The organism is Nocardiopsis sp. NPDC101807 (assembly GCF_044766605.1).
Lineage (GTDB): Bacteria > Actinomycetota > Actinomycetes > Streptosporangiales > Streptosporangiaceae > Nocardiopsis > Nocardiopsis tropica.
The window spans coordinates 645,680-670,046 of the sequence record NZ_JBIWMK010000004.1 but is presented as its reverse complement, the minus strand read 5'-3'; the positions used below and the strand labels follow the sequence as shown (position 1 = coordinate 670,046).

General features: G+C 74.7%; 19 protein-coding genes. 8 read left to right on the top strand and 11 right to left on the bottom strand.

Features of this window, described 5'->3' with window-relative positions; translation table 11 throughout:
* Positions 1 to 192: 192 nt before the first annotated feature.
* Positions 193 to 876 carry a TetR/AcrR family transcriptional regulator C-terminal domain-containing protein gene (locus tag ACIRPH_RS15785; RefSeq protein ID WP_402914574.1) on the bottom strand — a complete coding sequence of 228 codons (684 nt, stop codon included), beginning with the start codon at positions 874 to 876 and terminating at the stop codon, positions 193 to 195.
* A gap of 39 nt (positions 877 to 915) precedes the next feature.
* Here ACIRPH_RS15785 and ACIRPH_RS15780 point away from each other — a divergent pair, with 39 nt between their 5' ends.
* Positions 916 to 1,800 carry a CPBP family intramembrane glutamic endopeptidase gene (locus ACIRPH_RS15780; RefSeq protein WP_402914572.1) on the top strand — a complete coding sequence of 295 codons (885 nt, stop codon included), beginning with the start codon at positions 916 to 918 and terminating at the stop codon, positions 1,798 to 1,800.
* 75 nt (positions 1,801 to 1,875) lie between these two features.
* On the opposite strand, the gene ACIRPH_RS15775 is transcribed toward ACIRPH_RS15780, so the two are convergent.
* From ACIRPH_RS15775 to ACIRPH_RS15750, 6 genes are all read right to left on the bottom strand, one after another.
* On the bottom strand, positions 1,876 to 4,269 hold the full coding sequence (locus ACIRPH_RS15775; RefSeq protein WP_402914571.1) for an ATP-binding cassette domain-containing protein: 2,394 nt from the start codon (positions 4,267 to 4,269) through the stop codon (positions 1,876 to 1,878).
* 181 nt (positions 4,270 to 4,450) lie between these two features.
* Entirely contained in the window at positions 4,451 to 4,858 is a 408-nt protein-coding gene (locus tag ACIRPH_RS15770) for a VOC family protein (RefSeq protein ID WP_402914569.1), read from the bottom strand.
* A gap of 321 nt (positions 4,859 to 5,179) precedes the next feature.
* A complete protein-coding gene (locus ACIRPH_RS15765; protein ID WP_402914567.1) occupies positions 5,180 to 5,830 on the bottom strand; it encodes a class II aldolase/adducin family protein in 651 nt (216 codons plus the stop codon).
* The gene (gene otnK, locus ACIRPH_RS15760) at positions 5,827 to 7,065 is read right to left on the bottom strand and encodes a 3-oxo-tetronate kinase (protein ID WP_402914564.1); all 1,239 of its coding nucleotides are present in this window, start codon (positions 7,063 to 7,065) and stop codon (positions 5,827 to 5,829) included. Before otnK ends, ACIRPH_RS15765 begins: the two co-directional genes overlap by 4 nt.
* 100 nt (positions 7,066 to 7,165) lie before the next feature.
* Positions 7,166 to 8,554: a GntP family permease gene (locus tag ACIRPH_RS15755; protein WP_402914562.1), complete on the bottom strand. Its 1,389-nt coding sequence runs from the start codon at positions 8,552 to 8,554 to the stop codon at positions 7,166 to 7,168.
* 18 nt (positions 8,555 to 8,572) lie between these two features.
* Positions 8,573 to 9,940, bottom strand: coding sequence for a homoserine dehydrogenase (locus tag ACIRPH_RS15750; protein WP_402914560.1), 1,368 nt, complete (start codon positions 9,938 to 9,940; stop codon positions 8,573 to 8,575).
* 166 nt (positions 9,941 to 10,106) lie between these two features.
* On the opposite strand from ACIRPH_RS15750, the gene ACIRPH_RS15745 reads away from it, so the two are divergent.
* Positions 10,107 to 10,946, top strand: coding sequence for a DeoR/GlpR family DNA-binding transcription regulator (locus tag ACIRPH_RS15745; RefSeq protein ID WP_402914557.1), 840 nt, complete (start codon positions 10,107 to 10,109; stop codon positions 10,944 to 10,946).
* 240 nt (positions 10,947 to 11,186) lie between these two features.
* Here the strand turns inward: ACIRPH_RS15745 and ACIRPH_RS15740 are convergent, their stop codons facing one another.
* Entirely contained in the window at positions 11,187 to 12,266 is a 1,080-nt protein-coding gene (locus tag ACIRPH_RS15740; protein WP_402914555.1) for an RNA ligase (ATP), read from the bottom strand.
* 461 nt (positions 12,267 to 12,727) lie between these two features.
* Here ACIRPH_RS15740 and ACIRPH_RS15735 point away from each other — a divergent pair, with 461 nt between their 5' ends.
* The 5 genes from ACIRPH_RS15735 (at position 12,728) to ACIRPH_RS15715 (ending at position 18,484) form a co-directional block, all read left to right on the top strand.
* Positions 12,728 to 14,005, top strand: coding sequence for an MFS transporter (locus tag ACIRPH_RS15735; protein WP_402914552.1), 1,278 nt, complete (start codon positions 12,728 to 12,730; stop codon positions 14,003 to 14,005).
* Between the two features lie 74 nt (positions 14,006 to 14,079).
* Positions 14,080 to 15,414: a peptide ligase PGM1-related protein gene (locus tag ACIRPH_RS15730; RefSeq protein ID WP_402914549.1), complete on the top strand. Its 1,335-nt coding sequence runs from the start codon at positions 14,080 to 14,082 to the stop codon at positions 15,412 to 15,414.
* 83 nt (positions 15,415 to 15,497) lie between these two features.
* The gene (locus tag ACIRPH_RS15725; protein ID WP_402914547.1) at positions 15,498 to 16,634 is read left to right on the top strand and encodes a glycine amidinotransferase; all 1,137 of its coding nucleotides are present in this window, start codon (positions 15,498 to 15,500) and stop codon (positions 16,632 to 16,634) included.
* Between the two features lie 125 nt (positions 16,635 to 16,759).
* Positions 16,760 to 17,755 carry an iron-siderophore ABC transporter substrate-binding protein gene (locus ACIRPH_RS15720; protein WP_402914545.1) on the top strand — a complete coding sequence of 332 codons (996 nt, stop codon included), beginning with the start codon at positions 16,760 to 16,762 and terminating at the stop codon, positions 17,753 to 17,755.
* A 180-nt stretch (positions 17,756 to 17,935) separates the two neighbouring features.
* Complete coding sequence (locus ACIRPH_RS15715) at positions 17,936 to 18,484, top strand: M23 family metallopeptidase (RefSeq protein WP_402914543.1); 549 nt, start codon at positions 17,936 to 17,938, stop codon at positions 18,482 to 18,484.
* An 85-nt stretch (positions 18,485 to 18,569) separates the two neighbouring features.
* Here the strand turns inward: ACIRPH_RS15715 and ACIRPH_RS15710 are convergent, their stop codons facing one another.
* Complete coding sequence (locus ACIRPH_RS15710) at positions 18,570 to 20,225, bottom strand: hypothetical protein (RefSeq protein WP_402914541.1); 1,656 nt, start codon at positions 20,223 to 20,225, stop codon at positions 18,570 to 18,572.
* Entirely contained in the window at positions 20,219 to 21,199 is a 981-nt protein-coding gene (locus ACIRPH_RS15705) for an ABC transporter ATP-binding protein (protein ID WP_402914539.1), read from the bottom strand. The genes ACIRPH_RS15710 and ACIRPH_RS15705 overlap by 7 nt, the downstream gene beginning before the upstream one ends.
* An 864-nt stretch (positions 21,200 to 22,063) precedes the next feature.
* Here ACIRPH_RS15705 and ACIRPH_RS15700 point away from each other — a divergent pair.
* The gene (locus ACIRPH_RS15700; protein WP_402914536.1) at positions 22,064 to 22,462 is read left to right on the top strand and encodes a hypothetical protein; all 399 of its coding nucleotides are present in this window, start codon (positions 22,064 to 22,066) and stop codon (positions 22,460 to 22,462) included.
* Positions 22,463 to 22,654: 192 nt separating this feature from the next.
* Here the strand turns inward: ACIRPH_RS15700 and ACIRPH_RS15695 are convergent, their stop codons facing one another.
* On the bottom strand, positions 22,655 to 24,235 hold the full coding sequence (locus ACIRPH_RS15695) for a nitrilase-related carbon-nitrogen hydrolase (protein ID WP_402914533.1): 1,581 nt from the start codon (positions 24,233 to 24,235) through the stop codon (positions 22,655 to 22,657).
* Between the last annotated feature and the right edge of the window lie 132 nt (positions 24,236 to 24,367).

Here is a 24,367-nt window from a genome sequence, read left to right as displayed (position 1 = left end):
GCACCGCCGCCGTGCCCGGCGCACCCCCCGACAGGCTCCGCGACGGCCGGGGAGGGGCCCTCCCGCCGTGTACGGGGGCCGGCCTCCGGGGGTGCGAGCCGGGATCCACGCGGCGGGTCCTCCCGTCGGGCACGGGGCCCGTCCCGCCGGGCGCGCGCCGGAGCGGCCCGCGGCCCCGGCGGGGGGAACCGCCTATCCCGGCCGGCGGGCCCTGACCCCGTCCAGCACCAGGTCCAGCACCTGGTCGAAGTAGTCGTTCTCCACGGCGAGGGCGTCCGACTCCGCCACCGCGGCGGCGACCGCCTCGGCGTGCTCGCCCGAGCCCCCGGAGCGCATCGCGCGCACCGCGACCGCGGACGTGGCCGCGCCGAGCATCTGGTTGGACACCGCCCGGATGGCGACCGCCTGCTCCTCCTCGCTCCCCCCGCTCTGCTGGAGCGCGGCGATGATCCTCCTCGAGAGCGCGACCGCGTTGGGTCCGACCAGGGGCCGGGCCCCGGCGAACTCCGCGGCCCAGGCGTGCGCGGTCAGAGCCGCGTAGAACCGGTGCGCGGTCTCCTTCACCGCGGCGTCCCAGGGGGCGTCGGGGCCCGGCAGGACGGCCGCGGCGTCGGCCAGGATGCCGTCCACCGCCAGGTCGACGAGGTCCTCCCTCCGCTCCACGTACCAGTAGAGGCTCGTCGCGTGCACGCCGAGCTCGGCGGCGACCTTGCGCATCGTCAGCGCCGGTGAGCCCTCCCGGTCCAGCAGCCCGATCGTCGCGGTGACGATGCGCTCCCGGGTGAGCGCCGGCTGGGTGCGGCGGCGGCGCTCGGGGCGGCTGAAGACGCTGTCGAACTGCTGGTCGGATCGTGGTTCTGCCATGTCCGACAGCATACAACGGATCCTACGTTGTATGTCTTTCTCAAACAGTGTATGTTTCTCGGCATGACGAACGAGCACCTCTCCACGCACCCCCGCCCCACCGCCTCCCCCGCCATCGCGGCGGACCCGGCGCGGACGACCGTCCTCGCACCGCGCGGCCTCACCGCCTTCCTGGTGATCGCCTTCGCCTTCTCCTGGATCGCCTGGTGGGGAGGCACGCTCCTGCTCGACGGCGCCAACCCGATGCCGGCCGTGCTCGTCGGCAGCTTCGGCCCGATGGTGGCGGCGGTCCTCGTCACCGCCGCGACCGAGGGCAGGTCCGGGGTGGGCGCCCTCTTCCGGCGCTACTCGCCGCTGCGCAGGGGCGGCATCACGCCCTACGCGATCGCGGTGCTCGCGGTCCTGGCCATCGCGGCCTCGGGCGTGATCGCCGTCCGCCTCCAGGGGGCGGCGGTGGACGAGGCCGCGCTCGACGCCGCGCTGATGGCGGTCCCCGTGCAGTTCGTGCTCATCGCCCTGGTCGGCGGCGGCAACGAGGAGCTGGGCTGGCGCGGATTCGCGCTGCCGAGGCTCCAGGGCTCGCTGCCCCCGCTCGCGGCGAACGCGGTCCTCGGCGCGGTCTGGGCGGTGTGGCACGCCCCCCTGTTCTCCATGGCCGGCACGCTCCAGTCGCAGATGTACTTCCCCGCCTACGCGCTGCTGTGCGTCGGACTGACGGTCGTCCTCGGCCACGTCTTCAACGCCTCCCGCGGCGGCGTGCTCGCCCCGGTCATCGCCCACACCGCGATCAACGTCGTCTCGGGCCTCAAGGGGGCCGCGGTGGGAGACCCCGCCGGAGCCCCGGAGGTCGCGCTGGTCGCGCTCGTCGCGGTGTTCCTCGTGGTCGTCACCCGCGGCCGCCTGGGGCTGCGCGGGACCGGCGCCCCCCGGGGCTAGAGCCCTCCCGCCCGCACCCGCCGGCGCCCCCGGCCGTCGATCCCGACGGCCGGGGGCGCCCGTGTCCGCCCGGGGTCAGCCGCCGACGTAGTCCGCGAGGTGCTCGCCGGTGAGGGTGGACCGGGCGGCGACGAGGTCGGCGGGCGTGCCCTCGAAGACGATCCGGCCGCCGTCGTGCCCGGCCCCCGGGCCGAGGTCGATGATCCAGTCGGCGTGCGCCATGACCGCCTGGTGGTGCTCGATGACGACGACCGTCTTCCCGGAGTCGACGAGCCGGTCGAGCAGGCCGAGGAGGTGCTCGACGTCGGCGAGGTGCAGACCCGCGGTCGGCTCGTCGAGGATGTACACGCCGCCCTTCTCCGCCATGCGCGCGGCCAGCCGGATCCGCTGCCGCTCGCCCCCCGACAGGGTGGTGAGCGGCTGGCCGAGCGTGAGGTAGCCGAGGCCGACGTCGGAGAGGCGTCGCAGGACGGCGTGCGCGGCGGGGGTGCGCGCCTCCCCGGCGCCGAAGAACTCCTCGGCCTCGGCCACCGGCATCGCCAGCACCTGGCTGATGTCGCGTCCGCCGAGGCGGTACTCCAGCACGGAGGCCTGGAACCTCCTGCCCTCGCACTCCTCGCAGACGGTGGCGACTCCGGCCATCATCGCCAGGTCGGTGTAGACCACGCCCGCCCCCTTGCAGGCGGGGCAGGCGCCCTCGGAGTTGGCGCTGAACAGCGCCGGCTTCACGCCGTTGGCCTTGGCGAACGCCTTGCGGACCGGGTCGAGCAGCCCGGTGTACGTCGCCGGGTTGCTCCGCCGCGAGCCGCGGATCGGGCTCTGGTCGACGGACACCACTCCCTCACGGCCGCCGAGCGAGCCGTGCACGAGGGAGCTCTTGCCCGATCCCGCGACGCCGGTGACGACGGTGAGCACCCCGAGCGGGATGTCGGCGTCGACGTCGCGCAGGTTGTTGGCGTCGGCCCCGCGGACCTCCAGCACACCGGAGGGCTCGCGCACCGCCTCCTTGAGGGAGGCCCGGTCGTCGAGGTGGCGGCCGGTGAGGGTGCCGCCGGCCCGCAGGTCCCCGACGGAGCCCTCGAAGCAGACGGTCCCGCCGTCCCTCCCGGCCCCCGGGCCGAGGTCCACGACGTGGTCGGCGATCGCGATCGTCTCCGGCTTGTGCTCGACGACGAGGACCGTGTTGCCCTTGTCGCGCAGCCGCAGCAGGAGGTCGTTCATCCGCCGGACGTCGTGGGGGTGCAGGCCGATGGTGGGCTCGTCGAAGACGTAGGTGGTGTCGGTGAGCGAGGAGCCGAGGTGGCGGATCATCTTGACCCGCTGCGCCTCACCGCCCGACAGAGTGCCCGAGGGCCGGTCGAGCGCGAGGTAGCCGAGCCCGATCTCCACGAACGAGTCGAGGGTCCTGCCCAGGGAGGTGAGCAGGGGGGCCGCCGACGGCTCGTCCAGACCGCGCACCCACACGGCGAGGTCGCTGATCTGCATGGCGCACGCGTCGGCGATGCCGATCCCGCCGATCTTCGAGGAGCGCGCGGCCTCGTTGAGGCGCGTGCCCCCGCAGTCGGGGCAGGCGGCGAACGTCACCGCGCGTTCCACGAAGGCGCGGACGTGCGGTTGGAGCGAGTCGACGTCCTTGGACAGGAACGACTTCCGGACCTTGGGGATCAGCCCCTCGTAGGTGAGGTTCACGCCCTCGACCTTGACCTTGACCGGCTCCCTGTGGAGGAAGTCCCGCATCTCCCGCTCGGTGAAGTCGCGGATCGGCTTGTCGGGGTCGAGGAAGCCGGACTCGGCGTAGGTCCGCACCGTCCACCAGCTGTCCGACTTCCAGCCGGGGATGGTGAACGCGCCCTCCGCGATCGACTTGGAGTCGTCGTAGAGCTGGGTGAGGTCGATGTCGGAGACCGTGCCCCTGCCCTCGCAGCGGGGGCACATGCCGCCGGTGACGCTGAACTCGCGGCGCTCCTTCACGGTCCGGCCGGCGCGTTCCATCGTGACCGCCCCCGCCCCGCTGATCGAGGCGACGTTGAAGGAGAACGCCTGGGGGGAGCCGATGTGGGGGCGCCCGAGTCTGCTGAAGAGGATGCGCAGCATCGCGTTGGCGTCGGTCGCGGTGCCGACCGTGGAGCGCGGGTCGGCCCCGAGCCTCTGCTGGTCGACGATGATCGCGGTGGTCAGTCCTTCGAGGACGTCGACGTCGGGCCGCGCCAGGGCGGGCATGAACCCCTGCACGAAGGCGCTGTAGGTCTCGTTGATCATCCGCTGCGACTCGGCGGCGATCGTGCCGAACACCAGCGAGCTCTTGCCCGAGCCGGAGACCCCGGTGAACACGGTCAGCCGGCGCTTCGGGATCTCGAGGCTGACGTCGCGGAGGTTGTTCACGCGCGCGCCCTGCACACGGATCAGGTCGTGGCTGTCGGCGGCGTGCGGCGCGGGCGGCTCCGTGCGCGCCCTCGGTGCGGTGTTCATCGTCTCTCCATGGTCGTCCGGACCGCCTGCGCGGTCCTCCTCTGCGTCTTCCGGCACGGTCGGACCGGTTCGTCGCGGCGCGTCCGGCCCCCCGGTGCGGTGCGGGGGCGTCGGTCCTGCGCGGGCGCACCGCCCCGTGGCGCGCGTCCGGCCCCCCGGTGCGGTGCGGGCGGCCGCCGGTTCAGCGCTGCTGGATGCGGATCAGGTTGCCGGCGGGGTCGCGGAAGGCGCAGTCGCGGATGCCGTAGGGCTGGAGGGTGGGCTCCTGGACGACCTCGGCGTCGGTGGCCTGGACCTTGTCGAAGGTCTGGTCGAGGTCGGACGCGGCCAGGAGGATCCACCCGTAGGTGCCCTTGGCCATCATCTCGGCGATGGTGGTGCGCTCGGCGTCGGTGATGCCGGGATCGGTGGCGGGCGGTGCGAGCAGGATGCCGGTGTCGGGCTGCCCGGCGGGGCCCACGGTGATCCAGCGCATGTTCCCCTGTCCGACGTCCTTGCGGACCTCGAAGCCCAGGACGTCGCGGTAGAAGGCCAGGGAGGCCTCGGGGTCCTCGTGCGGCAGGACGCTGGTGTGAATGGTGATGTCCATGGCCACCACGCTAGTTCCGGGCCGGTGAAGGGCGCTTCTCGATTCCTGACCGGTCGGGTCACCTGTTCCCCGGGGCCGAGGGCCGGGGGGCGTCGCCTCGCCACGGCTTCCCGGCGAGGGCCGGGGGCGGGCCGGGGGGCGTGGCCCCGCCCCGGCTTCCCGGCGAGGGCCGGGGGCCCGGCGCCCGGGCTTGCGGGCGCCGGGGGCACGGGTGTGCCCGCCCCGGCCCGCCGCCGGCGGGGCGGACCGCCTCCGGGCCGGGGGCCGGCCGTGCGGTCGGCCCCCGGCCCGGGCCGTGCCCTCACCCCCGCGGGGGGCGGGTCACAGGTCCCACACGGTCCCGTAGCGCTCCGTCAGCTCGCGCACGTCCTCCGCCGAGAGCACGGAGAACCCGCCTCCCCGCAGCGAGACGACGATGCGCGAGGCCTCCTCCAGCTCGACGGCCCCGTCCAGGGCGGCGGCCGGGTCGGCCGCCGCCACGAGCGAACCGTGATTGGCGAGGAGGGCGGCGCGGAAGGACCCGGGCAGGTCCGCGAGGTTGCGGGCGAGCCGCTCGCTGCCCGGAGCCGCGTACGGCACCAGGGGCGCCTGGCCGACACGCATCACGAGGTAGGGCGTGACGGGCGGCAGCGCGGACGAGGCCGACCAGGCGGGCAGGCACGAGGCCGCGGTCGCGTGGGGCGAGTGCAGGTGGACGACGGACCCGGCGCCCTCGACCCGCCGGTACATCGCCAGGTGGAGCGGGTACTCCTTGGAGGGCGGCGGGCCGGAGACGTGCTCCCCGCCGGGGCCCAGGACGGAGAGGCCGTCGGGGTCCAGGTCCCGGAGGGACACCCCCGTGGGGCTCATCAGGGTGTGGTCCCCGGCTCGCGCGGACACGTTGCCCGACGCGCCGGGGCTCAGTCCGAGGTCGACGGCGCGGCGTCCCGCCCGGCACAGCTCCCGTGCGGCCTCGTGCGGTGTGCGGTTCACAGGCCCCCCTCCCAGGCGCGGATGAAGAGGTCCTCGCGGCCGAAGTTCCCGGACTTGAGCATGAGGTGGACGTCCTCGCCGTCCCGGCGCCCGCGCATCCACGCGACGCCGGGGTCGACCTCGGGGCCCAGCGCGAGCGCGCCCACGCCGAGGCGCTGCACGACGGCTCCGCTGGTCTCGCCGCCCGCCACGAGGAGCGCCCGCGTTCCCGCGGCCACCAGGCGCTCGGCGGTCTCGGCCAGCGCCTCCTCGATGAGCGGGGCGTCACCGGTGTCCACGACGTCCTCCGGGGAGGCGGTCGCGTACACGACGAAGGGGGCGTCCGCGGCCTCCAGGGCGGCGGACACCGCGGCGGACACGGCCGCCTCGAAGTCCTCCCGCAGGTCGGCGGGGCGCAGCTGCCGCCCCCCTCCGACCGCGAGCGCGTGGCGGACCTGGCCCTGGGTGGCCCGCGAGGCGCTGCCGGAGAGCACGACGCGCGGCCCCCCGGGCAGGGTGACCGGCGTGCGCGCGAGGGCCCGGGGGCCCGTGAGCCCCTGGGCGAGGGCGCTGCCGCCGGTCAGCAGGCGCAGGCCCTCCGTCGCCCGGGCGAGGGTGGCCAGGTCCGCGTCGGTGAGCGCGTCCACGACCACGAACCGGGCCCCGGCGCGGCTCGCGCGCCCGATGGCCTCGCGCACCGCCTCGTCGCCCCGGGCGACGGTCGGCCACGGCACCAGCGCGACGTCGTCCTCGCCCCCGCCGACCTGGGGCGCGAGCAGGCGCAGGAGGTTCGAGTCGGTCATCGGTGTGAGGGGGTGGTGGCGCATCGGGGACTCGTCGAGCGGCTGGTCCCCCACGAACAGGTGGCCGCGGTAGACGGTGCGCCCGTTGGCCGGGAAGGCCGGCGCGACCACGGTGACGGTCTCGCCGAGGGCTTCGAGGAGGGCCTCGGCCACCGGGCCGATGTTGCCCGCCGGGGTGGAGTCGAAGGTCGAGCAGTACTTGAAGTAGAAGCGCTCGCAGCCCGCCCGGCGCAGCCGTGCGAGGGCGTCCAGCGAGGCGGCGACCGCCTCGCCGGCGGGCATGGTGCGCGACTTCAGGGCGACGACGACGGCGTCGGCCCCGTCCGCGGCCCCGTCGCCGTCGGGGGCGTCGGCGCCCAGCACGACGGCGGTCCGGTATCCGGCGGACGTGAGGGCGATTGCGACGTCGGTCGCTCCGGTGAGGTCGTCGGCGATCGCGCCGAGGGTCGCCATGGGTTCTCCTGTGGTCGGGTCGGACGGGCGGGGCCGGTCCCGGGCCCGTGGCCCGCGGGCCGCGGGCGCGGGGACCGGCCGCGCGTGGGACGCGAGCGGTCTAGACGACGCCGGTCGCGATCATGATGTTGAGGACGGCGAACCCGGTGATGCCGGAGATGACCGAGGCCACCCCGATCGAGCGGATCCCCTGGCCCACCGTCATGTTGGACAGGGTCGTGGTCACCCAGAAGCCCGAGGAGTTCGCGTGCTTCATGATCTGGGCCCCGGTCGCGCAGGCCAGGTACACCACGATCGGTTCGAGTCCGAGCGCGGGCAGCAGGGGCTGCATGATGGCCGCCGAGGTCATGACGCCGAGGATGTTGGAACCGGTGATGGTGCACACCGCGGCGGCGATGAGGAACGGGATGATGACCGGGGACATCCCGGTGCTCTCGATGCCCGTCGCGATGTTCTCCGCGACCCCGGTCTCCCGGATGATGGTGGCGAGGGCGCCGCCGACCCCGGTCAGGGCCAGGGGCATGGCGGCGATCCTCAGTCCGGCCTCGAACAGGTCGTTCAGGGTGGATTTGTCGCGCCAGCGCCCGCGGAACAGCGGCAGGGACAGCAGGCAGGCGAGGAACAGCGCCATCGTCGGCTCGCCGACGAAGAGCACGGTGTCGGTGAACCACGCCCCCTCGGGGAGCGCGGGGCCGGCCAGGGAGGCGAAGACGATGAGGACGATGGGCGCCAGGATCGGCACCAGGGAGCCGAACAGGCCGACCGGGTGCGGCGCGGCCTCCTCGGCGGCTCCGTCCGCGTTCCCGGAGCCGGCGCCGGCGGACGCGGGTGCGTCGGGGCCGCCCACCAGGTGCTCGACGAACTCCGGCTTCGGCGGCACGTGCGTCTTGATCCGCGACAGGTAGATCGTCGCGGCGACCACGCCGGGGACGCCCACCATCAGTCCGTAGAGAATGGCCTCGCCCATGCCGACGTCGAGCAGTGCCGCGGACGCGAGCGGGCCCGGGCCGGGAGGGACCACCGAGGTCATGACGTAGGCGCCGATGTACAGGATCGGGCCGAGCTTCATCATCGAGATGCCCGTGCGGTAGGCGAGGGCGGAGACGATGGGGATGAGCATGACGACGGCGGTGTCGGCGATGAGGGGGATGCCGAGGACGGTCGAGGCGAGCGCGATCGCCCAGGGCACCTTGTTCCTGGAGAACAGGCCGAGCGCGGATTCGGTGATCTTCAGGGCGGCGCCGCTCAGTTCGAGCATCTTGCCGAGGACGCAGCCGAAGACGATCAGCAGGCCGACACTGGCGAGGGTGTTCCCGAAGCCGGTCGTGATGAGCTCGACGGTCCCGGTGCCGCCCATGCCCAGGACGAGCCCCAGCGCCACGACCACGATGAACAGCGTGGCCACGGGGTGGACCTTGAACCGCGCGATGAACAGCACGAGGACGACGATGGCGGCGAGGAACGCCAGCAGGGTGTAGATGTCCGACATGTCACTGGGTCCTAACGATCACAGGTGGGTGCGTGTGTGACGCCAGGCGTCCAGGAGGGATTCGGCGGGGTCGGCCAGGTCGCCGAGGCGTACCAGCTCCCCGGCGGCGACGTCCCGGGCCAGGGTGGCGTGGGCGGCCAGGTACAGCGGGGCCACGTCGTCGGGGGCGCTCGCGGCGTCCAGCAGGACGGGGGCCACCCCCCGGACGTCGTGGTGGTGCCCGCCCATGTCGAGGCGGGTCCCCCGGGGGAGGTCCTCCCCGGCCCGGCCCGCGAGGATCGCGTGCGGGGCGGGAGGGCGCGAGGTCACCGCGCGGCGGTGGTCGACCGCGTCGAGCAGGCTGAGGGGCGTCTCGACGCCCATGAGGTGGTAGGGCAGGTAGAGGCAGGCGTAGCGTCCCGAGCGGGAGACCACGTGGCCCTTCTGGGCGAGCAGCTCCCAGGAGACGGGGTCCCCGGTGCGGACGACCGCGAACACCCCTCCGGCGAAGGAGGCCTCCTCCGGGAGGCGGAGCACACTGAAGACGTCCACGGCGCCGGGCCCGGAGAGGATGCCCCCGTCCTCGGCGAGGGAGTAGACGTCGGCGAGCTCGGCGACGCGGGCGACCGGGTAGTGCAGGGCCTCCACGTCCGGGACGAGGCCGGTGTGGTTGGCGACGACGCCCATCTCGCAGTAGTCGGCGGCGGCCGAGCGCTTGAGCGCCCCCACGGCCCGGGCCCGGGCGGCGAGCGTGGCGGGCACGTCCTCCCCCAGGGTCAGCAGGCCGGCCAGCTCCGGGGCGTCGACCTCCTGGTCGAGCTGGCGGACGCGCCCCGTCGAGGGGTCGAACACCAGGTCGTACTCGCCGGACTTGCCGATCGCGACGACGTCGAGTCCGAGGACGCGTGCGCGCTCGTACCACTCGATGAGGTTGGCGGGCTGGTCCCCGATGCCCGGCGTGTACACGACGCCCTTCGCCCGGGCCTCGTCGGCGAGGGCGATCCCGGCCACCGAGTCGACCTCCTTGGAGACCATGACCACGTGGCGGCCGGTCCCGATGGCGGCCCGCGCGGCCGCCGCACCCGCCTCGGGACTGCCGGTGGCCTCGACGAGCACGTCGTAGCCGGCCCCCGCGAGGAGGGCCGCGTCGGCGACGACGGCGATCTGCCCGCCGGTCAGCGCGGCCACCTCGTCGGGGCCGGTGCACACCTTGAGGTCCTCGGACGCGTAACCGAGCTCGGCGCACAGCGCGACCGTCCCCTCGGCGTCCAGGTCGCACAGGACCGAGGGGCGCAGGCGGTCCATCCGCAGCGTCTGGGCGAGCAGTGTCCGGGCGAAGCCGCCCCGCGCACCGGTGAGGGCGTAGCGCACGGGTGGCGGTGTGGCGGTGGCGTCGGTGCCTTGCATGGTTTCTCCTTCTTCCGCCTCTGAGCGGCGCGTATACGACGAAGCCGCGGCGGCGACCAGCCATGTTTAACACTTGCGGAACATATGCGTCAACAATTTTCACGTACGGGATCATCTGGTAACTATCGGTACCATGGTTCCTCTGGGTGGCCCCCGAAGGAGGACGATGATTCCGGCGCAACGGCGTGACATGCTCCTGCGAGAGCTGCGAGGCACGGGAGTGCTGAGCGTGAAGGAGCTGTGCGACATCCTCGACGTCTCGCACATGACGGTGCGCCGCGACATCATGACGCTGGAGGAGGAGGGGCGGGTCCGCTCCGTGCCCGGCGGTGTCGAGCTGGCCTCCCAGGTGCGCTCGGAGCCGTCCTACCGCGACAAGTCGCGCGTGGACGTGGACGAGAAGCGGGCGATGGCCCGTGCCGCGGCCTCCCTCGTGGGCGAGGGGCAGACCGTCTACCTGGACGCGGGCACGACCCTGGGACACCTCGTGCCGTCGCTGTGGAGCGTCACCGGCCTCACCGTCATCACGAACGACATCACCACCGCGGCCTCCCTCACCGACCACCCCGACGTGACGCTCTTCCTCATCGGCGGACAGGTCGACCGCGAGAACCGCTCCTCCGTCGGTGACATCGCGGCGGCCACCATCGCCGAGTTCAACATCGACGTCGCCTTCGTCTCGACGAGCTCCTGGGACCTCGGCAGGGGGTCGACCACACCGTCGCGGGCGAAGGTGGCGGTCAAGCGCGCGGCCATGGCCGCGGCCTCGTCGTCGGTGCTCGTGGCGGGCGCGGACAAGTACGGCGCGTTCGGCACCTTCAAGGTCGCCGCGCTCACGAGCTTCGCCTCGGTGATCACCGACGACCGGCTCTCCGAGGCGTCCGTGCGCGCGATCCGCGACCTGGGGGTCGACCTGGAGGTCGTGACGCCCCGGAGGGAGGCGGCCGGGGACACGGAGCCCGCCCCCGGCGAGGAGGGGGCGCCGTCCCCGGCCGCCACCGTCTGACCTCCCCGGGGCGCCCGGGGCGGGCCGTCCGCCAGGGGCGACGGCGCTCCACGCGCGAAAGCGTGGTCCGGGCCGCCCCCGGCCGTGCACCGGTCCACCGCACCCCCGGCCGGACTCGGCGGGGCCAGGACGGCGCCCGGCCCGGCGGACGCGCGTTCGCGCGCACATGCTCCACGGGCCGCGGCGCGGTCGCGAAGGTCCCGGACCGCCCCGCGGCCGGACGCGGCGGGGCCCGGACGGCTACTCGTACTCCGTGCCGCCCTTGCGCGTGAGGTAGGCCTCGGACACGAACTTCGCGATCGCCCTCCCCCGCAGGACCCCCGACGCGCGTTCGCGCGCCGGACGGACGACGGCCCCCTCCCTCATGTGCAGCCCCGAGCCGCTCCAGGTCTCCGCCCCCCGCGCGACCGCCGTGAGCGCGGCCTCGTCGTAGGGGCCGTCGTAGAGGACGGGCGCGGCGGGCAGGCCCACGGCGTCCAGGACCCCGGGCAGGTCGACCGCGTCGATCCAGGTGCGGGCGCCGCCGATGTCGAGCGCGATGTCGAACACCGCGTAACCGGGGCGCGCGCTGCGGCCGGACTCGCCGTAGGCGAGGTCCTGGACCCCCGCTCCGAAGACCTCTCCGAACACGCCCACCCTGGCCGCCCCGAACCGGTCGGCCACCTCGCGCGCCGCCTCCCGGACCCCGTGGGCGGCCACGGCCCTCCAGTACAGGTTGTCGTCGGCGGGCGCCAGCGCGAAGTCGCGCGACCCGTGGCCCTTGGACGAGACGAACCCCTCCCCCGTCCGCGCGACCAGGGTGAAGAGGCACGCGGTGCCGTGGATCTTCTCCGTGGCCACGACCCGCTCCCCCGGCTCGAAGGCGTCGGGGTGGCGCTTGACGTTCTCCACCTCGATCCACCGCATCAGGTCGGGCGCGGCCACGAGCTCCCCGCTCATGTGCAGGGGCACCTCCGGCACCCACTTGGTGATGCCCAGGTCCGCTGCGAAGTCCGTCCCCTCGCCGTGCGCCGAGGCCAGGTCCACGCCGGCCAGCCGGGCGGGCCGGCAGACGATGCCCTGCGACAGCTCCCCCCGCAGGCGGACGGCCTTCACCCTGTTGCGCGCGGAACCCGCGAGTCTGCCCGTGAGCCCCAGTTCACCGATGAGGTCGTCGGGCAGCAGGGCGTTCTCGGGCACGTACACCGCCCAGTCCCCGGTCCGGTACGCCCCCTTCGCGACGACCGCGCGGAACAGGCCCACCTGGGCCAGCTCCAGCGCGTCGGCGTCGGGGTGCGGGTGGATCGTGAGGCGCTCGGCGGTGACCCGCAGGGTGGACATGCTGTTCCTCCGTGGTGGTGGGGCGTCCTCGGACGGCGCCCCCTCGACCGGTTCACCATGACCGGTCCGCCGACGGGCCGGCAACGCCTTTTCGGGGGCGGCCCGGCGGCATCCGTCACCGCACCGGCCCGTGACCTGGGATTTCGGAGCCACAATTGGCGGGGGGAAATGATCATCCGCAACTCACCGGGCCACCTGGAAAAGAAGGACTCTTGTCAGGGGGTGCGGGGGGACCTATATTCTTCACGTCGCACCGCCGGCGCGGCTTCCGGGAATCCCAGGGAGGACGACACCATGAAGATGCCCTACTAGAGCACGCCTTCTTCCTCCGCGAATACGCGGAATGAGCGACTGACCGGGTCGGGTGGCATTCCGTCTCCGCCGCCCGGCCCCTTTCGGCGCGAAGAACGCGGTGGAGCGCCCCGGGAACGCGCGGTGCCAAGCGGAATCGGAGGAAACCCGTGAAGTCCCTCGTGGCACGCGCGGTCAAGGGCTCCCCCTACTGGCCCGTGCTCACCCATCCGCTCCTGCGGCGGGTCCTCCCCGGCATCGGCGTGTCCGCGCTCGGCGGCGGGATGAGCTCCCTGGCCGTGAGCTGGCTCGCCATGGAGCTGGCCCCGGCCGACCACCGCGCCGCCTGGGTGGCCGCCGCCGTGGCGGCCTACACCCTGCCCGGGGCGGTGGGCGCCTTCCTCCTCGGCGGCCTGCTGAACGGTCGCAGCGGCGCCCAGCTGGCCGGCTGGGACGCACTCCTCCGCGCCGGGGCGCTGGCGCTGATCCCGCTGGTCCACGTGCTGGGCTCGCTGGACATCCTGCTGTACGTCGCCCTGCTCGGCCTGTCCTCGGTGCTGAGCGCGTGGGGCAAGGCCGGCCGCTACACGATGCTCTCCGAACTCCTGGACAAGAAGGACCACCTCGCCGGGAACTCCGTCGTCAACGTGATGCTGGAGCTGTCCACGGTCGTCGGGCCGCTCCTCGCCGCGATCGTCATCGCCCGGGGAGGGCCCGAGTACGTCCTGGCCCTCGTCGCGCTCTCCTTCGCCGTCCTCGCCGCGACCTACCGGTTCGCGATCCCCCGGGGATCCGGTCAGGACGGGGTCAGGGCGGGCGCGTCGCGCTCGGAGGGCTTCAGGGCCATCGGCCGCGACCCCGGGCTCCTCGGACTGCTGGCGCTCTCGTTCGGCTTCTTCCTCTTCTTCGGCCCGTCGAGCGTGGCGATCCCCCTGTACGTCGTGGAGGACCTCCAGGCCTCGGCGGCCACCCTCGCGGGCTTCTACACGGCCTTCGGCATCGGCGCCGTCACGGGAGCACTGCTCACCGGCTATCTGCGCGACCTGCCGCTGATGCCGACCACGATCTGCATCGTCCTGGGCTTCGGCCTCGCGCTGGCGCCGCTGGGCCTCGGACTGCCCGTGGCCGTCTCCTGGATCTCCTTCGGCGTGTGCGGGCTCTTCTGGGGACCGTTCCCCTCGACCACGACGGCCCTCTTCCAGAACTCCGCGCCCGCGGCCGCGCTTCCGCAGGTCCTGGCGGCGCGCGGAGCGGTCACCGGGGTCGCCGTCCCCCTCGGCGCCATGGCGGGGGCCCCGATCGTCCTCGCGGTCGGCGCGCAGGGCACGCTGCTCGCCTCCGCGGCGTGCCTGACCGCCCTCGGCGCGGCCGCCCTGCTTTTCCGGGTGGTTCCGCGGCGTTCCGGAAAGCACCCGCCCGAAGAGGCGGGACAGGATATGCGTCCCTGATACGGACGTCCGACCGCGCTTTCCGCCGGTCCCCTTTACCGGCCCGAAAACGCCCCCCGGAAGAGGAGAATTCCATGACCGCATTGATCGTTGTCAACGTCCCCGAGGAAATGGTCGGCGACATCGGCAGGATTCCCGTGGAGAAGAGGCGGGCCTTCGGCCTGGGCGCGCAGCGCATGCTGTGGTACGCCGAGGACGGGGACGTCCTGGTCCTGCCCTCCCGGCCGAGCGCGGACTTCATGGACTACGTGACCGGGCTGACCGGTACCCGCGCCTCGACCCTGCGGTTCGTCATCCCCCCTCCCGGCCGCTTCGGACCCGACATCCTCACCGCCGACCGGCTCGTCGACCCGGTCTTCCTGCGGGACCTGGAGAAGGCCCTGGCGGACCGGCCGGTCGACCGGATCACCTGCACCTACAGCGACCTCGCCGTGACGGCCATGGCGTCGGCGGTCGGCGTCGAGGAGGCCCTGCCGGGGCACGCCTTCAGCGCCCAGGGCGGGGACGCGCTCGTCAACAGCAAGGCGGTCTTCCGCGCCGTGGCCGCGGGGAACGGCATCCCCGTCGCGCCCGGCGTGATCACCGACAGTCCCGACCACGCGGAGGGCACGATCGAGTCCCTGCTGGCGGACGGGGCACCCGTGATGGTCAAGCAGCAGTTCGCCGGCGGAGGCCTGGGGAACGAGATCCTCAGCCGGGCCGAGGGGGTCCGCGCGGCGGGCGCGGCCGGCGTCGTCGTCCTGGCGGACCGGGACGCCGTCCGGCGCTACGTCCGCGACCGGTGGGAGTGGCTCACGGGGCACAAGGGGCACAGTCTGATCATCGAGCGCTACTTCCCCGACTCCACGACGGTGTACGCGGAGTTCGTCGCCGACGACGACGGCTGCGTGTTCCGCGGGGCCGGGGAGATCCTGATGGAGCCCGTGGCCACCGGAGAGGTGATCCCGCCCCAGTCGGTCGGGCCCGGGGAGCTCGCGGAACTGGTCGAGACCGGCCGGCGCGCGTGCGAGCCCTTCCGGCTGATGGGGTACCGGGGGACGCTGTGCGCCGACGCCATCCGGACCCCGGAGGGCGGTCTCGTCTTCACCGAGGTCAACGGCAGGCTCACGGCCTCCTCCCACCTGCACGTCAACCTGATCGACAGGGTCGTCGGCCGCGACCGCCGCGACGGGCGCGTGTTCCTGGAGCGCGCGGGCCGGTGGGCGGTCCCCTCCTTCGCGGAGGCGCTCAGCCGGCTCGGCGGGTCCGGGCTCGGCTACGACCCGCACTCGGGGCTGGGGGTGGTCGTCACCGCCGACTACGCGCCGGTCACGGGCCGGGTGACCTACTGCGCCGTCGCCGAGGACCTGGACGCCGCCCGCGCGCTGGAGGAGCGCGTCGCGAACCTGCTGAGCGACCCGACGGCCTGAGGCCCGCGAAACCCACGGCCCCGCGGTACCGGCCCCGGCGGCCGGCCCCCAGCGGACGAGAGCCCCGCCCCCGGAAGGAACACATGAGCACTGGAACCGCGGACGCGCCGACGGGGCGTCCGGCACCGCCTCCCCCGTCGGCCCGCGGGTCGCGGCCCGCCCTGCCGGCCGTCCACTCGTGGGACGAGTTCACCAGGCTGAGGGAGGTGGTCGTCGGCGACGCGACCCACTCCCGGGTCCCCCCGCTGTCGGACCCGTCGGCCTGGCTCAACTGCTACCCGGAGCTGACGCCCGCCGAGCTGCGCCGCATCGGCGAGGGGCTCTTCCCCCGACACGTCATCGAGGAGTCGAACGAGGACCTCGCCGTCCTGGCCGACACGCTGCGCGGCCTCGGTGTCACCGTCCACCAGCCGCCCGCGGTCGACCACGGCGTGGAGTACGGCGGTCCGGGCTGGCGGACGACCGGCCGCAGCTCCTACTGCCCGCGGGACCTCACCCTCGTCGTGGGGTCCGCCCTCATCGAGAGCCCCAGCCCCATGCGGGCCCGCTACTTCGAGGCCTTCGGCTGGCGCCCCCTGTTCCAGGACTACCTCCTGCGGGGCGCCCACTGGATCTGCGCCCCGCGGCCCCGGCTCGACGACTCCCTGTTCGGGACCGACGGGGACGGTTTCCCCGTGCTGGGCGAGGCGGAGCCCGCGTTCGAGGCGGCGAACTGCCTCAGGCTCGGCCGCGACGTCTTCTACCAGGTCTCCCGCAGCGGCAACGAACTCGGGCTGCGCTGGCTGGAATCGACCCTGGGGCTGCTCGGCGACGTGCGGGTGCACCCCCTGCGCGGCGTCTACGAGGGCACCCACATCGACAGCACGGTCTGCCTGCTGCGCCCCGGCCTGGTGCTGCTCAACCCCGAGCGCATCGGCCCGGACACCGTGCCCGAGCCCCTGAAGGGGTGGGACGTGCTGTGGTGTCCTCCCATGGCGGGCGGCCCGACCGCGGTCCCGCACACGCTCAGCACCCCCTGGGTCGGCATGAACCTGCTGATGGTGGACGAGGGGACGGCGATCGTGGACGGCGCCCAGACCGGCCTCGTCCGCCTCCTGGAGGGCCACGGCATCACGGTGGTCCCGCTCCGCCTCCGCCACTCCCGGGTCCTGGGCGGCGGGTTCCACTGCGTCACCCTCGACACGGTGCGCGAGGGCGGCCCGGAGGACTACCTGGGATGAGCGGCGGGGGGGGGGGGGGCGCCCCCCCCGGGGGGGGGGGGGGCCCCCCCCCCCGCCCCCGGGCGGAGCCCGCGCACCGGGACTCTTTAGGATAGGCGAGCCTAACCCACCCCGAACGGAGTCCCATGCCCCCCGGTCCCGCGCCGCGCGCCCTCGCGTGCGCCCTGCTCTCCCTCGTCCTCCTCTCCGCCTGCGGGGCCGAGGACGGCTCCCCCGAACCCGCAGCCGCCCCCGCGTCCGACACGGGGGCCTTCCCCGTGACGGTCGACCACGAGTTCGGCTCCACGACCGTCGAGGAGGCGCCCGAGCGGATCGTCGCCCTCGGCGTCACCGACGCCGACGCCGTCCTCGCCCTCGGCGTCGTCCCGGTGGGCAACACGGGCTTCTCCTTCTTCGAGACCGGGCTGGGGCCCTGGACCGACGACCTGGTCGGGGACGCCGAGCCGACGCGCATCGCGTCCGACTCCGAGCCCAACATCGAGCAGGTCGCGAACCTCGCCCCCGACCTCATCGTCGGCGTCTCCGCGGGGTTCGACGAGGCCGTCTACGAGGACCTGTCGCAGATCGCCCCCGTCGTCGCCCGCCCGGCCGGCGTCGCCGCCTACACCGTGCCCCGGGACGAGGCCACCGAGCTCATCGCCACCGCGCTCGGCCGACCCGAGGAGGGCGCCGCCCTCAACGAGGCCACCGACGAGCTCCTGGCCGAGACGCGCGCCGCGCACCCGGAGTTCGAGGGGCGCGTCGGCGCCGCGGTACTGCCCTTCGACGGCAAGTACGGCGCCTACCTGCCCGGGGACGCGCGAGGACAGTTCCTCACCTCCCTCGGCTTCGAGATCCCGGAGGCGGTGGCGGAGCAGGACACGGGTGAGAGCTTCTTCGTCGAGCTCTCCCCGGAGCGGGTGGACATGCTCGACGGGGACCTGCTGCTGGTCTTCGGCGACGACGAGTCCTTCGACATCACCGAGGGCTCCACCGCCTTCGACTCGCTCGACGTGGTGCGCGACGACGCGGTCGTCACGACGTCGCTCGACCAGAGGGGGGCGGTCACCTACAACTCGGTCCTGTCCATCCCCTACGCGGTCCAGACCCTGGTCCCCCGCCTCTCGGACGCCCTCGCCTGAGGGCCCCCGGCCCCGCCGCGGGCCGGGGCCGCCCGTACAGGGCGGCCCCGGTGACGGCTGCGGGGCCGGACGCGACCGCAGCGGTTTTTTTCCGCTCGGCGTCGTGAATCGAAACTTCCCTACGGGGTACCTGTCCCTCTGCCATCCCGCAGCCCCCCGCTGTGCGAGGAAAGGACCCCCTTGAAGACCCCCCGCTTCCTGAAGACCCTCAAGAGGCTCGGCGCCGCCGTGGCCGCCGGAGCGCTCCTGACCGTGCTCGCCCCGGTCGGCGCCGCGGCCGACGACCTGGCCGTCACCGCCGTCAACCTGCGCACCCCCTTCGACTGCGGCCAGGTCTGGAACGCCAACACCCGCAGCAACCACAACCCCCAGCTGGCCGTGGACTTCCAACGCGGCAACGCCCAGGGGCAGAACGTCCGCTCCAGCGCGTCGGGCACCGTGACCACGGTCGCCGACCGCGGCGACACCAGCTACGGCAAGTACGTCGTGGTCAGCCACGGCAGCGGCATCACCACCCTCTACGCGCACCTGAGCTCCCAGTCGGTCTCGGTCGGCGACAGCGTCGGTACCGGCACCGTGATCGGCCGGGTCGGCAGCACCGGCGGCTCGACCGGCCCGCACCTGCACTACGAGCAGCGGGTCAACGGCACCGTGGTCCGGGCCGTGCTCAACGGTGTGCGCATCGCCTACTACGGCAACACCACCATCACCAGCAGCACCGGCTGCTGACGCCTCCCGGGCTCCTGACCCCTGCCCCCACGGTGCGGGCCCGTGGCTCCTCGGGCCCGCACCGCCTCCCTGCCCGCGCCCGCCCTCAGCGGGACGGGCGCTCACGGAGGGCGCCGGCCGCCGCGCGCAGCGCCCCCGGACGGGAACGGGCCGCCGCCACGGCCGCCGCCGTCCCGAGGAGCCCCAGCGCGACCGCCGCGACCAGTGGCGGCGGGGGGCCGGTGAGGTGTCCGTCCGCCCGCACCGCTCCGAGGAAGTCCACCGGCGACACCCCGTTGAGGACCAGGTACCACAGCAGCGGGTAGACCGCCTGGAACGGTCGGCCGACCCGGCTCACCACTCCCAGCGCCAGCGCCAGGCCGGGGACGAACAGCGCCCCGGCCGCCCAGGCCGAGACCCCGGCCGCGTCACCGGACGCGACCATGCGGACCAGGGGACCGGCGCCCACGAGCGCGGCGACGGCCACCCCCGCCGTCCACTCGGCCAGGAAGCGCGCGCCGGCGCGGGGGTAGGAGGCGAGCAGGCCGTCGAGGCCGACCAGCCGGGCCCGGGTCCCCAGGCCCGACCAGACCAGGACGGGCCAGATCCAGGCGAGGAGGAGGACCGTGGGCGCCGACCGCGCGGGCAGCAGGAGCGCGGCCGCGGTGATCGCGGCCACCCCGGCCCACCACCAGCGGCTCCGTCCGCCGACCAGCATCCGCAGCTCCCCCGCGACCAGGCGCGGGAACACGGCCCACGCGCCGGGGGCGCGGATCGGGCCGGGCAGGGGCCCCAGCCGCGGCGGAGCGGTCGCGGGACCGCCCGCCCCGTCCCGGGGAGCGTGCTCCGGCCCCGGAGGGGTGTGCGGCCCGGTCCCCCGCGGGCGGGGCGTCCCGCCCGCGGCGCCCCGTGCGGGGTCGAAACGGTCGAACCACAGTGCGGGCAGCACGGCCAGCACGACCGCGGCGGCCAGGATCACCAGGCGCGTCGCCACCAGCTCGCCGGACGGCTCCCACCCCGGCCACTCGATCGCGCGCAGCGGCTCGTCCACGTAGGTGAGGCCGAGGCTGAACTCGCCGGCGGACGCGTCCACGCCCCGGGCGGCGAGGGACGCGCGGAAGGACTCCGCCACGCTCGCCGCCCCCAGTCCTCCGAGCGGGGCCCGGGGCGACAGCCCGCCGAGGAGCAGGGTGAGCGCCGCCACCGACCACACGACGTTGCCCGCCCCGCCGCGCAGCACGGGCGCGGTCTCGAAGACGACCGCCGCGGCGGCGGTGAGGGCCATCAGCGGCAGGGCCAGCACGAGGTAGGGGGTGAGCAGCCGGACCGGGTCCACCCACACGGCCTCGCCCCGGGCGACCTGCATCACCGCGGCCGTCGCGGCGAGCACGCCGAGCATCGACACCAGGACGGCGAGGTTGCCGCCGAACTTGGCCAGCAGGTAGACGGGGGTCCGCAGCCGCGTGGCGGCCAGCAGCTCCCCCACCCCGGTCTCCCTGTCCCTGGCGACGGTGTTCCGCACGACGTAGAAGCCCGCCAGGGTCAGCCACAGGGCACCTGCCAGCGCGGTGACGGTTCCGACGTAGGCGCTGTCGTACACGCCCCGGTACCCTGCGACGTCCACCACCGTCCAGCGGGAGTCGACGGCCGGGACCGCGACGTAGCCCAGGCCGACGGTGGCCAGCAGGGTCACCAGGTAGACCGGCCTGCGGACCCGCTCGCGGACGTCGCCCAGCACGAGGCGCGCGTACCCCCTCACCACGACGGCCCCCGCAGCGCCTCGGCGAGGCCGCCGGGGGACCCGGACCGGGCGGGTGGGACGACGAGGAGGTAGAGGTCCTCCAGGTCGGGCCGCACACCGACGGCGTCGGCCAGCGGGGCGTGCGGGGAGAGGATCCGGACGCGCACCCCGTCCCCGGTGCGCACCATGCGGCTGACGCGGTGGCGCGCCCGCAGGTCCGCGGCGGCGTCGGGGGCGACCACGGCCTCCCACACCCGGCCCTCGACCTCGCCCAGCAGGTCCTCGGGGGCGCCGTGCCGCAGGAGGCGGCCGCCCGCCATCACGGCCAGGCTGGAGGCGGCGGACCCGACGTCGGAGACGATGTGCGTGGACAGGACCACGATCCGGTCCCGGGCCAGGTCCGTGAGGAGGTTGCGGAAGCGCGCCCGCTCCTCCGGGTCCAGTCCGGCCGTCGGCTCGTCGGCGATGAGCACCCGGGGGTCGGTGAGCAGCGCCTGGGCGATGCCGACGCGGCGCAGCATGCCTCCGGAGTACCCGCCCAGGGGGCGCCGGACGGCGCCCGTGAGGTTGACCAGTCGGAGGAGGTCGTCGATCCGGGCCCGCGCGACGCGCGCGGGGAGCCCCCGGGCCGCGGCGAGGTAGCCGAGGAACTCACGGGACGTCAGGTGGGGGTAGGCGCCGAAGTCCTGGGGGAGGTAGCCCAGGCCCGCCCGCAGCGGTCCGGGGCGTGCCACGGCGTCCGCGCCGTCCAGGAGCATCCGGCCCGAGGTCGGCCGGGTCACGGTCGCCATGATGCGCATCAGGGTGGACTTCCCCGCCCCGTTGGGGCCGAGGAGTCCGATCACGCCCGGGGTCAGCCTCAGGGTGAGGTCCTCCACGGCGGTGTGTCCGCCCCGGTAGACCTTGCCCACGCCGATGAGGTCGAGCACGGGTCCTCCGGCGCCCGGCGGGAGGTCCTGCGGCGCGGTCGCGGGGGAGGTGCGGTCGTCACTCATGGGGCGCCTCCCCCGTGCGGTGTGCGTGCCGGGGCCCGGGGCCGGGCCCCGTCTTCGGTCTCGTCATGGCACCAGCCTGGCCGTGCCGGAGCCGCCGTCCCATCCCGCTGGGCCCCCTCCCCGGGGTGGGGCCCGCCCCACCCCGGGGGTCCCGGTGCGCCGACCGGTCGGCCGGGGAGCGCCGGTCGGCCGGGGTTCCCCCTCATGTACGGAGGGTCCGCCCGCTGCGGGCGCGGCCCGCGGAGCGGGGCGCTCGGAGCGCCGGGTCCGCGGACCGGTGCAGGGGGTCCGTGAGGGCGGCGGCGCGGTGCGCGCACTCCAGGGGGCCCGGCCGTGAACGGCGGCCCGGTCGGGGCGAGCACGGCGGCGATCCACTCGGAGGAGTCCACCGGGGCGGTGCGGCGGGCCCGGTCGGCGCCGACCCGCACGGGGTTGCCGTCCACCCGTGGGACCGCCCCCGTACCGCCCGCCGCCCGGGAGCCCTGTGCGAGCGCGGTCACACCCGGGAGCGCGGACGGCGGCGCCCCGGGGGGCGCGTCCGGCGGGCCCGGGCTCCCCCGTGTCCGCGTTCCGGCGCCGCACGGGCCCCGACCTCGGCGGAAGGGACTCCGGCCCCCCGCGGCCGCCCCCGCACACCGCCGGGCTGCCGGGGACGGCGCGGTGCGGCGCCCCCGATGCGTCGGCCGACGGCCCGTTCGCGTCCGGCAGGATAGGGGTGACCCGGGAGGGCGGTGGACCCGTGCGGAGCGCAGGCGTCGCAGCAGAAAACCGTGCCCCAGGACGACCACCCAGCACTCGCCCCCCTTACCAAGGCCTTATCCGTCCTGGGTACGGGGCCGGGGCAACCTATGAAGTGAGAGAGCGATGTTCGACGACCTGATCGGTTGGTTCAAGGGACTCTTCGGCGGCGCCGCCGAGGAGGTGACCCAGGGGGTGACCGACACCCTGGAGGGCGCGGGCACCGCCGTCGAGTCCGCGCAGGGCTTCGGCGAGGAGGCCTACGGCGGCGCGGTCGAGTCCGCGCAGGGCTTCGGCGAGGAGGCCTACGGCGGCGCGGTCGAATCGGCGCAGGCCTTCGGCGAGGAGGCCTACGGCGGCGTGGCGGAGGAGGCCCAGGCCTACGGCCAGGAGGCGCTCGGCGGGGTCACCGAGACCGTCGAGGGGTTCCAGGGCCAGGCCGACGCGATCGGCGGCGTCATCGAGGATCCGGGCGCCGCCGCGGCCGACGCCGCGCGCGACCAGTTCTTCGGCAACAACGGCTAGACCCCGTGCCCTCCCGCCCCGGGAGGGCGCACGCACAGGCCACCCGTGTCCCGGGGCCCGGTGTCCGGGCCCCGGGACACGGTGCGTGCGCCGGTGGCGTGCCGCAGGTCCGCCTCCGCGCACGCGGGCCCGTCCGCCGGTGGCGGCCGGAGCACCCGCCCGGCCGGCGGGCCCCCGCCCTCCACCGGCGGCTCACCGTGACCGGTTGGCGCCCCGGGGCGCGGCTCCGCGACCGTCCCGTGCTCCGTCCTCCAGGGCGTCCGACGGCCCCCGCCTGCCTCCGGGGCGCCTCCGTCCGGTGACGGCCAGCGCGAGCAGCGCCGCCAGGCACGACCACGCGAAGGCGTCACCGATCCGGGAGTAGAGCGTGGTCACCCCCTCCCGGGGCACGTACGCCACCATGGTCTGCTGCCCGGTGGTGAAGTAGTCGGTCGTGGCCAGTGTCCGGCCCTGGTGGTCGGTCGCGTTCGACCGCCCCCTGCTCGCCTGCCGGAACAGGGACGCCCCGTTCTCCACTGCCCGGAACACGGCGTTGCGGGCGTGCATCTCCTTGATCCCCTCCCAGGTGTTGGCGCCCACGAGGAGGACGTCCGCGTCGGCGGCGCCGGCCTGCCGGACGAGTGCCGGGAAGTCGCCGTCGTAGCAGATGGCGGTGGCCAGCCGGCCCGCGGGCGTGTCGGCGACCGGGATGACGCCGTCGCCGGCCTCGTAGGGTTCGAGCACCGGGATGGGACGGCTCTTGTCGTAGGTCCACGCGACGTCGCCCCCGGGGGTGACCATGACCATCTGGTTGCGAAGGTGCGGTGCGTCCTCGGTGTAGACCGACATCCCCGCGTTGACGTACACACCGTGCTCCTCGGCGACCGCGCGCACGCGGTCCACCAGGTGCTCCTTGTCGGCCTCCAGGGTGAAGGCGGCGGACTCCGGCCACAGGACGACTTCCGCGCCGGCCACGGCCTCGCGCTCGGTCCCGGCGAGGAGGTCGTCGTTGACGGGGGCGAAGCGCCCGCGCATCTCCTCGGGGTCGGCCGCGACGATCGCCTCCAGCGAGTCGTACTCGCGGAAGGTCGGGACGACCTCCTCCCACGCGTCCTCGGAGGCGGTGACCCCGGCGATCCGCACCGTGTCCGACGAGGGCGGCGCGAACACCAGGCGGGCCCCTCCCGCGGTCGCGACCAGCACGACCGCGCCGACCGCCCCGGCGGCGACCGAGCGGGCGGCCCGGTCGGAGGGGCCCCGCTCCCAGAGCAGCACCGCGGCCGAGGCCGCCCAGGCGACCAGGAAGCTCACCCCGAAGACGCCGGTCACCGACGCCACCTGGATGAGAGGAAGGTTCGAGGCCTGTGTCGCGCCGAGGACCCCGTGGACGGTCCCGAAGGGGGTGCCGACGGAGACCGCGAACTCCACGGCGACCGTGGCCAGCGGGAAGACCAGCGAGGCCCGCCACGGGCGGCGCTCCCCCAGCCGGGGGGCCAGGAGCCGGTCCAGGGCGAACGGAAGCGCCCCGGCCACGGCGAGCGGCAGCGCGAGCAGGAGCAGCGGAGGGGAGAGCAGGTCGGCGAGGGCGAGCCAGACGAGGGTCGCGGCGGTGGTGGAGCCCAGCACCCCGAGGAGGGCGGGAAGCGGTCGGCCGGTGCGCGCGAACCTCAGCAGCAGCACCGGGTGGACCCATGCGAGCAGGGCGATGTCCCACGCGGCCTGCATCGCGAAGAGGGAGAGGACGGTGCCGGCGAGCAGCCAGGCGGGGCGGAGGAGGAGAGGGCGGGGGTTCACTGGTTCCACCGTTCGGTACGGAGCGACAGGGGTCGGATTTCTGTGGTGGGTCTGCGCCCGGCCGGGGCCCCACGAACGCTACGGAACCGCGGGGGCCCGGCCCATGGGTGGTTCCGCCCGGTCGCCTGGGCG

Coding starts and splice junctions, on each gene's coding strand:
- ACIRPH_RS15730 (WP_402914549.1), top strand. CDS start 14,080: ATGACCGCATTGATCGTTGTCAACGTCCCCGAGGAAATGGTCGGCGAC.
- ACIRPH_RS15725 (WP_402914547.1), top strand. CDS start 15,498: ATGAGCACTGGAACCGCGGACGCGCCGACGGGGCGTCCGGCACCGCCT.
- ACIRPH_RS15785 (WP_402914574.1), bottom strand. CDS start 876: ATGCTGTCGGACATGGCAGAACCACGATCCGACCAGCAGTTCGACAGC.
- ACIRPH_RS15775 (WP_402914571.1), bottom strand. CDS start 4,269: ATGAACACCGCACCGAGGGCGCGCACGGAGCCGCCCGCGCCGCACGCC.
- ACIRPH_RS15740 (WP_402914555.1), bottom strand. CDS start 12,266: ATGTCCACCCTGCGGGTCACCGCCGAGCGCCTCACGATCCACCCGCAC.
- ACIRPH_RS15780 (WP_402914572.1), top strand. CDS start 916: ATGTTTCTCGGCATGACGAACGAGCACCTCTCCACGCACCCCCGCCCC.
- ACIRPH_RS15745 (WP_402914557.1), top strand. CDS start 10,107: ATGATTCCGGCGCAACGGCGTGACATGCTCCTGCGAGAGCTGCGAGGC.
- ACIRPH_RS15770 (WP_402914569.1), bottom strand. CDS start 4,858: ATGGACATCACCATTCACACCAGCGTCCTGCCGCACGAGGACCCCGAG.
- ACIRPH_RS15720 (WP_402914545.1), top strand. CDS start 16,760: ATGCCCCCCGGTCCCGCGCCGCGCGCCCTCGCGTGCGCCCTGCTCTCC.
- otnK (WP_402914564.1), bottom strand. CDS start 7,065: ATGGCGACCCTCGGCGCGATCGCCGACGACCTCACCGGAGCGACCGAC.
- ACIRPH_RS15755 (WP_402914562.1), bottom strand. CDS start 8,554: ATGTCGGACATCTACACCCTGCTGGCGTTCCTCGCCGCCATCGTCGTC.
- ACIRPH_RS15700 (WP_402914536.1), top strand. CDS start 22,064: ATGTTCGACGACCTGATCGGTTGGTTCAAGGGACTCTTCGGCGGCGCC.
- ACIRPH_RS15750 (WP_402914560.1), bottom strand. CDS start 9,940: ATGCAAGGCACCGACGCCACCGCCACACCGCCACCCGTGCGCTACGCC.
- ACIRPH_RS15705 (WP_402914539.1), bottom strand. CDS start 21,199: ATGAGTGACGACCGCACCTCCCCCGCGACCGCGCCGCAGGACCTCCCG.